At 70.8% G+C, this 9985-nt stretch carries 10 protein-coding genes; 6 read left to right on the top strand and 4 right to left on the bottom strand.

Going from position 1 to position 9985, the window contains the following annotated elements; translation table 11 throughout:
* Nucleotides 1-65 precede the first annotated feature (65 nt).
* The gene (locus ACFXB5_RS50255; RefSeq protein ID WP_385221965.1) at nucleotides 66-722 is read right to left on the bottom strand and encodes a class I SAM-dependent methyltransferase; all 657 of its coding nucleotides are present in this window, start codon (nucleotides 720-722) and stop codon (nucleotides 66-68) included.
* 232 nt (nucleotides 723-954) lie between these two features.
* On the opposite strand from ACFXB5_RS50255, the gene ACFXB5_RS50250 reads away from it, so the two are divergent.
* The 6 genes from ACFXB5_RS50250 to ACFXB5_RS50225 are packed head-to-tail and all read left to right on the top strand — an operon-like array spanning nucleotide 955 to nucleotide 6747.
* The gene (locus tag ACFXB5_RS50250; RefSeq protein ID WP_385221962.1) at nucleotides 955-1821 is read left to right on the top strand and encodes a 3-hydroxyacyl-CoA dehydrogenase family protein; all 867 of its coding nucleotides are present in this window, start codon (nucleotides 955-957) and stop codon (nucleotides 1819-1821) included.
* Nucleotides 1818-2093, top strand: coding sequence for an acyl carrier protein (locus ACFXB5_RS50245; RefSeq protein ID WP_385221959.1), 276 nt, complete (start codon nucleotides 1818-1820; stop codon nucleotides 2091-2093). Before ACFXB5_RS50250 ends, ACFXB5_RS50245 begins: the two co-directional genes overlap by 4 nt.
* Nucleotides 2090-3223 carry an acyl-CoA dehydrogenase family protein gene (locus ACFXB5_RS50240; protein ID WP_385221957.1) on the top strand — a complete coding sequence of 378 codons (1134 nt, stop codon included), beginning with the start codon at nucleotides 2090-2092 and terminating at the stop codon, nucleotides 3221-3223. Before ACFXB5_RS50245 ends, ACFXB5_RS50240 begins: the two co-directional genes overlap by 4 nt.
* Nucleotides 3220-4338: an HAD-IIIC family phosphatase gene (locus ACFXB5_RS50235; RefSeq protein WP_385221954.1), complete on the top strand. Its 1119-nt coding sequence runs from the start codon at nucleotides 3220-3222 to the stop codon at nucleotides 4336-4338. Before ACFXB5_RS50240 ends, ACFXB5_RS50235 begins: the two co-directional genes overlap by 4 nt.
* Nucleotides 4339-4388: 50 nt before the next feature.
* A complete protein-coding gene (locus ACFXB5_RS50230) occupies nucleotides 4389-6449 on the top strand; it encodes a carbamoyltransferase (RefSeq protein ID WP_385221952.1) in 2061 nt (686 codons plus the stop codon).
* Nucleotides 6450-6453: 4 nt separating this feature from the next.
* The gene (locus tag ACFXB5_RS50225; protein WP_385221949.1) at nucleotides 6454-6747 is read left to right on the top strand and encodes an O-linked N-acetylglucosamine transferase; all 294 of its coding nucleotides are present in this window, start codon (nucleotides 6454-6456) and stop codon (nucleotides 6745-6747) included.
* A 120-nt stretch (nucleotides 6748-6867) separates the two neighbouring features.
* Here the strand turns inward: ACFXB5_RS50225 and ACFXB5_RS50220 are convergent, their stop codons facing one another.
* From ACFXB5_RS50220 to ACFXB5_RS50210, 3 genes are all read right to left on the bottom strand, one after another.
* Nucleotides 6868-8484: a bifunctional 3-(3-hydroxy-phenyl)propionate/3-hydroxycinnamic acid hydroxylase gene (locus ACFXB5_RS50220; protein WP_385221946.1), complete on the bottom strand. Its 1617-nt coding sequence runs from the start codon at nucleotides 8482-8484 to the stop codon at nucleotides 6868-6870.
* 17 nt (nucleotides 8485-8501) lie between these two features.
* Nucleotides 8502-9275 (bottom strand): arylamine N-acetyltransferase, encoded by a 774-nt coding sequence (locus tag ACFXB5_RS50215; protein ID WP_385221943.1) that lies wholly within the window; start codon nucleotides 9273-9275, stop codon nucleotides 8502-8504.
* 8 nt (nucleotides 9276-9283) lie between these two features.
* On the bottom strand, nucleotides 9284-9985 hold a 702-nt coding region (locus ACFXB5_RS50210; protein WP_385221941.1), incomplete at its 5' end, for a beta-ketoacyl reductase.

Raw genomic sequence — 9985 nt, 5'->3', positions numbered from 1 at the left:
GGGGTGACAGCGGGGGGCCGGACCCCGGGAGGACCCGGGGGACCGGCCGTCGTGGGTGTGCGGGGTCAGCGCTTGACCGCGAGCGTGACGCCATCACCCACGGTGAGCATGCTGATCTCGACGCGCGTGTCCTCCCGGAGGAGTTTGTTCATCTCGCGCAGGGCGGCGGTGTCGGCGTCCTGCGCGGCCGGGTCGATCACCCGGCCGAAGAAGAGGGTGTTGTCCAGGACGATGAGCCCGCCGCGCCGGAGCAGCGCCAGCGACTCCTCGTAGTAGTGGGCGTATCCGGTCTTGTCCGCGTCGATGAAGACCAGGTCGAACTCCCGGCCCTCCCGCCGCAGTCCGGCCAGTGTGTCCCTCGCGTCACCGATGCGCACATCGATGCGGTCCGCCACGTCGGCACGCTCCCAGAACGGGCGGCCCAGCCCCGGCCACTTCGGCGTGATGTCGCAGGTGATCAGCGTGCCGTCGGCGGGCAGCGCCCGCGCCATGCACAGTGTGCTGTATCCGGTGAAGGTGCCGATCTCCAGCACCGAACGGGCGCCCACGAGCCGCACCAGCAGCCCCAGGAGCTGGCCCTCCTCGGGCATCACCTGCATGGCCTGCGCGGCCGGCAGACCGGCGGTCTCCGCTCGCAGCCCGGCCAGGATCTCGTCATCGCGCAGGGACAGTTCCCGTACATAGCCGAGAATTTCTTCGGTCACATCGACTTGCTGAGCCATCGGATTTCCGCACCCCGCAAAGGTGAAAGGGAAAGTCAATGCGACCGATGCTAAGAATCCGCCGACGCGCCGCGCAATGGCGTCTGCCGGAATACCGGAACCCATATTCCGGGCTGAGGGGGGTCTAGGGGGGATCCTTAGGGGATTTGTGCGATCACCCGGACAATATCGTGAACGCGGAAGCGCGTGTCATGGTCGGCACGTTGTTCACAACGCGCTGCGGAGGCGATGAATGAGCGGACATGCGGAAGCGCCGCGGCTCATGGTGCTGGGCGCAGGAACGATGGGACTGGGAATCACCTCGCTCGCCGTCGGCCACGGAATCCCGGTGACGGTCGTCGAGGTGGACGAGGCCAGGGCCGGCCGGGCGCGGGCCGCGGTCACCGAACGGCTCCGCATGGCCCAGCTCATGGGAGCCCTGCCGGCCGACCGGCCGCGGGGCGAGCTGACGGTCACCGCGTCCCCGGCCGACGGCCGGGACGCCACCGCCGTGGTGGAGGCCGTCACCGAGGACACCCCCACCAAGGCCAAGGTGCTCGAGGCGGTCGCCGGGCTCACCGGAGCCCAGGTGCCGCTGATCTCCAACACCTCCTCCATCCCGATCGACGAACTGGCCGGTTTCGTCGCCGATCCGGCACGGCTGGTCGGCACCCACTTCATGAACCCGCCCTATCTGATCCCCACGGTGGAGGTGATCCGCGGCCCCCGCACGGGGGAAGCGGTGATGACCGCCGTGACGGATCTGCTGCGGGCGCTGGAGCGCAAGCCGGTCGTCGTCGGCGACGGGCCGGGGTTCGTCACCAGCCGGGTGCTGCACCCGATGATCAACGACGCGATCCGGGTGGTGCAGGAGGGCACCGCGACCGTGGAGGCCGTGGACGACCTCATGCGGGAGTGCCTCGGCCACCGCACCGGGCCGCTGCGCACCGCGGACCTGATCGGCCTGGACAACCTCGCCGACTCGCTGCGCGTGCTGCAGACGCGCACCGGAGACTCCCGGTGCGCGCCGAGCGAATTGCTGCTGGAGAAGGTCCGCGACGGCCACTTGGGCCGCAAGTCGGGCCGTGGGTTCTACGCATACGGGAAGGAACTGGCGTGACCATCTCATCGAAGCCGGGCAGCCACACCGCCGAGACGGTGGCGCAGGAGGTGCAGCAGTTCCTCGAACAGCGCACCAAGCAGACCTGGGACCCGGACACCGATCTGTTCGGCAGCGGTGCCGTGTCCTCGATGTTCGCCATGGAACTGGTCGTGCACCTGGAGTCGACCTTCGACGTGGTGATCACCGGCCCCGACCTGGCGCTGGACAACTTCCGCACGGTGAACGCGATGACCACGATGGTCCTGCGCCTGCGCGAGGCACAGCCGTGACCGACGCCGCCACCAGCCACGCGGAGCTGGTCAGCGGGTTGATCGGGGACCGCGCCGACGCCTGGGACCTGGCCGGGGAGTTGCCCCGCGACCTGCTGGTCAAACTCGGCGCTTCCGGAGTGCTGTGCGCACAGGTCGACCCCGAGCACGGCGGCACCGGACTGGACAGCCGGGCCAACGGCGAGCTCACCGCGCGGGTCGGCGCCCGGTGCAGCTCCCTGCGCAGCGTGATGACCTCGCAGGGCATGGCGGCCTGGACCGTACGGAGGCTCGGTGGCGCGGAGCAGTGGGACACCTTTCTGCCCCGGCTGACCTCCGGCGACCTTGCGGCGGTCGGGTTCAGCGAGCCCGGGGCGGGCAGCGACCTGTCGGCGATGGAGACCGAGATCGCCGACGACGGCGCACAGGTGGTCGTCACCGGGCGGAAGGTGTGGATCACCGCGGCCCACTACGCCGATCTGCTGGTGGTGTTCGGCACGTACCGGGGCGGCGCCACGGCCGTGGTCGTACCCGCACAGGCCCCCGGAGTCCGCATCACACGGGTGGCGAACCCGCTGGGCTGCCGCGCCGCGGGCCACGCCGACATCACCCTGGACGCGGTCCGGGTGCCCGCCGATCACGTACTCGGCGGCACCGGGCTGCCGCTGCCCCTCGCGACCACCGCCGCGCTCACCTACGGGCGGATGTCCGTGGCGTGGGGGTGTGTCGGCATTCTGCGCGCGTGTCTGGACGCCGCCGCCGCGCACACCGCCACCCGGGAGCAGTCCGGCCGCATACTCGCCGAGCACCAGTTGGTGGCCCGGCACCTGGCCGAGTTGTATGTCGCGGAGCGGCACGCCACCCGGGCCTGCGAACACGCCAGTGCCTCCTGGGACACCGGCTCGCCCGACATGGCGGTGGACGCGGTGCACGCGAAGTACGTGGCCTCGCGCGAGGCGGCCGAGGGCGCGGCCCGCGCCGTACAGCTCCTGGCGTCCACCGCGGCCTCCGACGGCCATGTGGTGGCCCGGGCGTACCGCGACGCGAAGCTGATGGAAGTCATCGAGGGCACCAGCGAGATCTGCCAGCTCATCCTGGCCCAGCACACCCGGAAGCCGGCCCAGCACACGCGGAGGAAGGTGCAAGCATGACGGAGGGGAAGCCCGTGAGCGGGAGCGAGCCGCCGACGGCCGTCAAATGTCTCGTCTGGGACCTGGACAACACCCTGTGGCGCGGCACCCTGCTCGAGGACGGCGAGGTGCCGCCGTTCGAGTGGGTGCGCGATGTCATCACCACCCTCGACGGACGTGGCATTCTCCAGTCGGTCGCCAGCAAGAACGACCACGACCACGCCTGGGCGCGCCTGGAGGCGCTGGGCCTCGCCGAGTACTTCGTCCTGCCGCACATCGGCTGGGGGCCCAAGTCGGAGGCGGTGCGCGCCATCGCGGAGCGGCTGAACTTCGCCCACCGCGCCATGGCCTTCGTGGACGACCAGCCCGCCGAACGCGCCGAGGTCGCCTACCAGCTCCCGGAGGTGCGCTGCTACCCGGCCGAGGACGTGGCCGGGCTCACCGGACTGCCCGAGTTCAGCCCCGCCGTGGTCACCGTGGACTCGCGGCAGCGCCGGACCATGTACCAGTCGGGTTTCCGCCGGGACGCCGAGCGGGCCGAGTTCAGCGGCCCCGACGAGGAGTTCCTGCGCACCCTGGACATCCGGATGGCCATCGCCCGCGCCACCGAGCGGGAGCTGTCCCGGGTCGAGGAACTGACCCTGCGCACCAGCCAGATGAACGCCACCGGGGTGCACTACTCCGACTCCGTACTGCGCGGACTGCTCACCGACCCCGCCCATGAGGTGCTGGTCATCACGATGGCCGACCGGTTCGGCCCGCACGGGGCCGTCGGCATCGTGCTGCTGGAGCGGCACCCGAAGGTGTGGCATCTGAAACTGCTCGCCACCTCCTGCCGCGTGGTCTCCTACGGCGCCGGGTCCACCGTGCTGAACTGGCTGGCCGACCAGGCGGCGCGGGCCGGGGCGCACCTGGCCGCCGACTTCCGGCGCACCGACCGCAACCGGATGATGGAGGTCGCCTACCGCTTCGCCGGGTTCGCCGACACCATCTGCGGGTGCACCGCCGCCCTCGCGGTCCCCGGCGAGGAGGGGGTCGAACGCCTCCACCTCACCCCCGCGTTCCAGCCGGCCCCGACGACGCTGCGGCTGACGGCGCCTGAGCTCGCCGACGCGGCGCTGCCGCACTCCCGCTGACCGGGCGTCCCTCCGCCCCGGATCCTCGCGTTCGCCTCTGACTGGTTTGGGTGATCACTGTGCTTGTGCTCGGGCTCAACGGCAACTTCTCCGCCGCGGACACCGATGTGGTGCCGCAGTTGGGCGAGGTGTTTTTCCACGACTCGGCGGCTTCTTTGATCCGCGACGGCGAACTCGTGGCCGCGGTGGAGGAGGAGCGGCTCAACCGGATCAAAAAGACGACGAAGTTTCCCCTCAACGCGGTCCGTGAATGCCTGGCCCTGGCCGGTGCGCGGCCCGAGGACGTCGACGCGGTCGGCTACTACTTTCCCGAGAACCACATCGACACCGTCCTCAACCACCTCTACACCGAATATCCGCGGGTGCCGCTGCGCTACTCCCGGGAGCTGATCCGGGAGCGGCTGAAGGAGGGCCTGGACTGGGACCTGCCGGACGAGAAGCTGGTGTACGTACCGCACCACGAGGCACACGCGTACTCCTCGTATCTGCACTCCGGCATGGACTCGGCCCTGGTCCTGGTGCTGGACGGCCGCGGCGAACTGCACTCCGGCACCGTCTACCGTGCCGAGGGCACCCATCTGGAGAAGCTGGCCGACTACCCCGTGCCCAAGTCGCTGGGCGGGCTCTATCTGAACGCCACCTACCTCCTCGGCTACGGCTTCGGCGACGAGTACAAGGTGATGGGCCTGGCCCCCTGGGGCGACCCCGAGACCTACCGCGACACCTTCGCCAAGCTCTACACCCTCCGCGACAACGGCGAGTACGAGCTGCACGGCAACATCATGGTGCCGAACCTGGTCAGCCCGCTGTTCTACGCCGAGGGCTTCCGGCCGCGCCGCAAGGGCGAGCCGTTCACCCAGGCACACCGCGACTTCGCCGCCGCGCTCCAGGAGACGGTCGAGAAGATCGTGCTGCACATCCTCCAGCACTGGGCCAAGACCAGTGGCCTGCCGCGCCTGTGTTTCGGCGGCGGCGTCGCCCACAACTCCAGCCTCAACGGCCTGATCCTCAAATCCGGGCTGTTCGACGAGGTGTTCGTGCACCCCGCCTCGCACGACGCGGGCGCGGGCGAGGGCGCCGCCTACGCCGCGGCGGCGAGCCTCGGTACCCTCCAGCGGCCGAGGAAGCGGCTGCTCAGCGCGAGCCTCGGCCCGGCGCTGGGCGACCGGGCGCGGATCAGGGCCCGGCTGGCCGACTGGGCGCCCCTGATCGATGTGGAATTCCCCGACGACGCCGTGGAGACCGCGGCCGGACTCCTCGCCGGGGGAGAGGTGCTCGGCTGGGCACACGGCCGGTCCGAGTTCGGCCCCCGCGCCCTGGGCCACCGCAGCATCGTCGCGGACGCGCGCCCCGAGGAGAACCGCACCCGCATCAACGCGATGGTCAAGAAGCGCGAGGGCTTCCGGCCGTTCGCCCCCGTCGTCACCGCCGAAGCCGCCCCCGACTACTTCGACCTCTCCGGCGCGGAGGGCCACCACGAGTTCATGTCCTTCGTGGTGCCGGTGCTGCCGGAGCGCCGTACGGAACTCGGCGCGGTCACCCACGTGGACGGCACCGCCCGGGTGCAGGTCGTATCGGCCGAGTCGGGTGAGCGGTTCCACCGCCTGGTGCGGCGGTTCGGCGAGCTCACCGGCACCCCGGTGCTTCTCAACACCTCCTTCAACAACAACGCCGAACCCATCGTGCAGAGCCTCGACGACGTGGTGACCAGCTTCCTCACCACCGACCTGGACGCCCTGGTGGTGGAGGACTGCCTGGTGCGCGCCAAACCCTCGCCCGACCTGGGCGCCCTGGTGCCGCGATTCCGCCCGGTGACCCGGCTGGCCGAGCGCAGGACCGCCGGTCCGGACGCCTCGGCGGGAGCGAAGGCCCACGAGATCTCCCTCGACTACGACGGCGGCCCGACCGCGAAGGTGTCGCCCGAGCTGTACGAACTGCTCGGCGCGGTGGACGGCACCAGCACGCTCGGGGATCTGGCCAAGACCGTCGCGGGCGGGCTGTCGGAGACACTGGCCGCCGAGGTGTTCGCCCTGTGGGAGCAGCGGTTCGTCACCCTGGTACCGGCCGGGGACACAGGGCCCTTGGCGGACGACGGTACGCGGGAGCGCTGACCCGATGGCGGCGGACCCGATCACCGAAGCGCACCGGGAGATCACCCGGCTGCTGACGAAACTGGGCCGATCCTCCGGCACCCGCCCGGACGCCCTCGTGGAGGCGTGCGTGGCCTGCCTGGAGGCCGCCCAGTGCACCTCGGCCGCCGCCACCGGCCAGGAACACCCGGACACCGGCGCCCAGGAGGCGCTGCACGCGGTCAACGCGGCGGCCCTGGCCATCAGATACGCCCTGGTCAAAGCGGGCGACGAACGCCGTCGCGCGGCCGCGGCACGGACGGGGGAGAGCGTCACCTGAACACTCCGCGCGTCACCTGAACACTCCGCTGGGAGTGCCCCCTTCAGGGCGCGAAACCAACTGGTCCCTTCCCCCACGGCACTCGGGGGAAGGGACCAGTCGTGTGCGGGCGGGGGAGTCTTACGACGGGGTGGGGGACGGGCTCAGCTGGGTGGCCAGGTCGTCCACGAGGGAGTGGAGTTCGTCTTCGTCCTTCGCGATGCCGAAGAGGTAGAAGTCCGGGCGTACCAGCACCGCCAGCGCGTCCATCTCCGACAGATAGGGCAGGTACCGGCCCTCCACGTCCAGCGCGTCGCGTGGGCCCAGGTCGGTCGTGGGTGTGTCCGCGGGGAGCAGGCGCACCAGCCGGGTGCCGATGCTGTCGAGGAACTTCAGGCGTCGCGCGTCCAGTGTCGGGACCACGTCCTCGGCGTGGAGGAGGACGAAACCGGTGCCCACCACGTCGTCGAAGAGGCCGGTGGTCCCCGCGCGGTGCACTCGCCACTGGGGGCCCGCCTGGCCGGCGTACGGTGCCGGGCGGCCCTGACCGTCCTGCCGCAGCAACCCGTCCACGAGCGGCTTCACCACGGAGCGGCGGGCGGCGCTCGGGCCGATGTTGCGTTTGCGTGCGGCCAGCATCGCCGCGTCACGGTCCGCCGCCGCGGCCGGGTCCGCCATGCACACCACCCGGCCCAGACCCACCGACATCTCGACCGCGTGCCGCACGTGTGCCCGCCGCTCGGTGGTGTAGGTGTCCAGCAGCGTCGGTGCCGCGTGTCCGCCCAGGACCAGGTCCAGCTTCCAGGCCAGATTGGCCGCGTCACGGAATCCGGAGCACATGCCCTGCCCGGCGAACGGCGGCATCAGGTGTGCCGAGTCCCCGGCCAGCAGCATCCTTCCGGCCCGCCAGCGCTCCGCCCAGCGGGCCTGGAAGGTGTAGACCGCGTGCCGGTCCAGGACGCCGTTGTCGGGCGTCACATCGAACAGCCGCAGCAGCTCCCAGGCGCTCTCCACGGTGCCGAAGTGCTCGGGGTCGTCCGCGGGCACCCGCATGAACTCGTACCGCCGGTGGCCGGGGCCCGCGGACACCGCCGTCCGGGGGCGCGCCGGGTCGCAGATCTCCAGGTTGTTCGGCCGGAACTCGCGGTGCTCGTGCAACCGCACATCGCAGATCAGCCAGTCGTACGAGAAGTCGAGGTCCGTCATGGTGGTGCCGACACCCGTCCGCACCAGGCTGTTCGCGCCGTCGCAGCCGACCACCCACAGCGCGGTGAGGTCCGTCTTCTCCCCGTCCGGGCCCACTACGGTCAAGGTCACATGGTCGCCGTCGTCCGCGAGTCCCACCGCCTCGTATCCGCGCAGGATCCGCAGCGGCGGCAGCGTCGCACCGTGCTCGATCAGCGCGGACTCCAAGGCCGGTTGATATGCCGACAGTGCCTCCGGCCAGGTGCAGTGGCCCCGGTCGGCCACCTCGTGGTCGATCAGCGTCTCGCCCTTGGTGTTCTGCCAGGCGTGGTCCCGCGCGGGTTCGGTGAACTTGTCGAGCGAGTCGCCGATCCCGGCCGAGGCCAGGATGCGCGCGGCCTCACTGTCGAACCCGACCGCCCGGGGATGCCGGTACGGCTCCGGCCAGCGCTCCACCACCGTCACCCGCCGGCCGCGCTGGGCCAGCAGGACCGACAGCAGCTGGCCCACCGGTCCATAGCCGACGATCAGCACCTCGGTTTCGAGGCCGTCCGTTTCTCGCGCGGTGTCCACCGCCGTCTCCTTCCCGCTCATGCGCCCGCCAGGATCAGATCGACCACCTCTTGGAATTCGTCCGCCTTCACCAGCACCTTGGTGCGCTCGACCCCGTCCTCGACGGTGAAGTAGCGCCTGCCGATCAGCACGATCTTCCCGTTGTCCGTGGCCCGGCTGCGGAAGGTGGTTCCGGCGAGCACCGAGTCCTGTGCGTAGTCGTCAAGGCTGTCCAGCCGGACAGCGTCCCAGCCGGACGGGTCGGCCAGCTCCGGCCGGAACCGGTACACCGGCTGCCAATCGCTCTCCTTGGGCCGCCGTTCCACCACCCGGTAGCCCTCGTGTTCGGTCACGCGGTACGAGCAGCCGTACTGGTGCTGCTCCTCCTCGGACAGGTACAGCGGCTCCGAATACGACGGCCCGGGGAAACCGACGTCCACGAGGTGGGTCCGGCCATCGAGGTGAACCAGGTCGAAGGTGTGTTCCCGCTCCGGGCCGAACGTGCCGTTCGCCTGCCGCACGGCCGCCGCCACCATGCGCACGTCGTAGCCGAGCTCCGCCAGCAGCGTGTGGAACAGCCGGTTGAGCTCGTAGCACACTCCGCCATGGCCCTCGGTCACCACATGCTCGAAGACCAGGTCCAGCGGGACGTTCGTCAGGTGCCGTGAGGCCGGGAGCCGGTCGGGGGCCGTGGAGTTGTCGTACGGGACCGCCATGAGATGCCGTTTGTGCAGATGCCGGAGGGTTTCGAGGGTCGGTGGGGGCGTCCCCTCCACCCCGATGCGCCGCAGATACTTCGCCACGTCGAACATGCTTTGTGTCACCTCTCCGTGCTCTGGTCGTCGTCTTCCGCCGCTTCCCCGGCCGCCACGTCTGTGTCCGTGGTGGCCGCGTCCAGCGCGAGCTGGTCCTGGAGGTGCTCGGCGGCCATCGACGGGGTGGGGTAGTCGAACAGCATCGCCGCCGCGAGCTGGAGGCCGGTGGCCGCGTTGAGGCGGTTGCGCAGTTCCACCGCGGTCAGCGAGTCGAACCCGATCTCGAAGAGGGCGTCGTCCGGCCCCACCGCGTCCGGGGTGGCGTGTCCGAGGACGGCCGCGGCTTCGGCGCGGACGAGTTCGGTGAGGCGCTGGTGCCGCTGGGTCGGGTCAAGGGCGGTCAACTGCTCGGTGAGGGACGGGGCGTCGTCCTCGGGCTGGGCTGTGGTGTGGGCGGTGGGCCGGTGATGGCCGCGTATGAGGGTGCGCAGCAGGGGCGGGAGTGCGTCCGGGCTGGTGTTGTTCTGGAGGGCGGCGAGGTCGAGTTTGAGGGGGACGAGGTGGGGGCGAGGGGTGGCGAGCGCGGTGTCGAGGAGGCGCATGCCGTCGGCATCGGTCAGGGGGATGACGCCGCTGCCACGGGTGCGTTGCTGCTGGGCGGTGGTCATGCGCGCGGTGAGGGCGCTGGTGGTTTCCCACAGGCCCCAGGCGAGTGAGGTGGCGGGGAGTCCGGCGGCGTGGCGTTGATGGATGAGGGCGTCGATGTA

The sequence above is a fragment of the Streptomyces sp. NPDC059455 genome (genome assembly GCF_042750115.1).
Classification (GTDB): domain Bacteria; phylum Actinomycetota; class Actinomycetes; order Streptomycetales; family Streptomycetaceae; genus Streptomyces; species Streptomyces endocoffeicus.
This window is presented reverse-complemented; position numbering and strand designations above follow the sequence as displayed.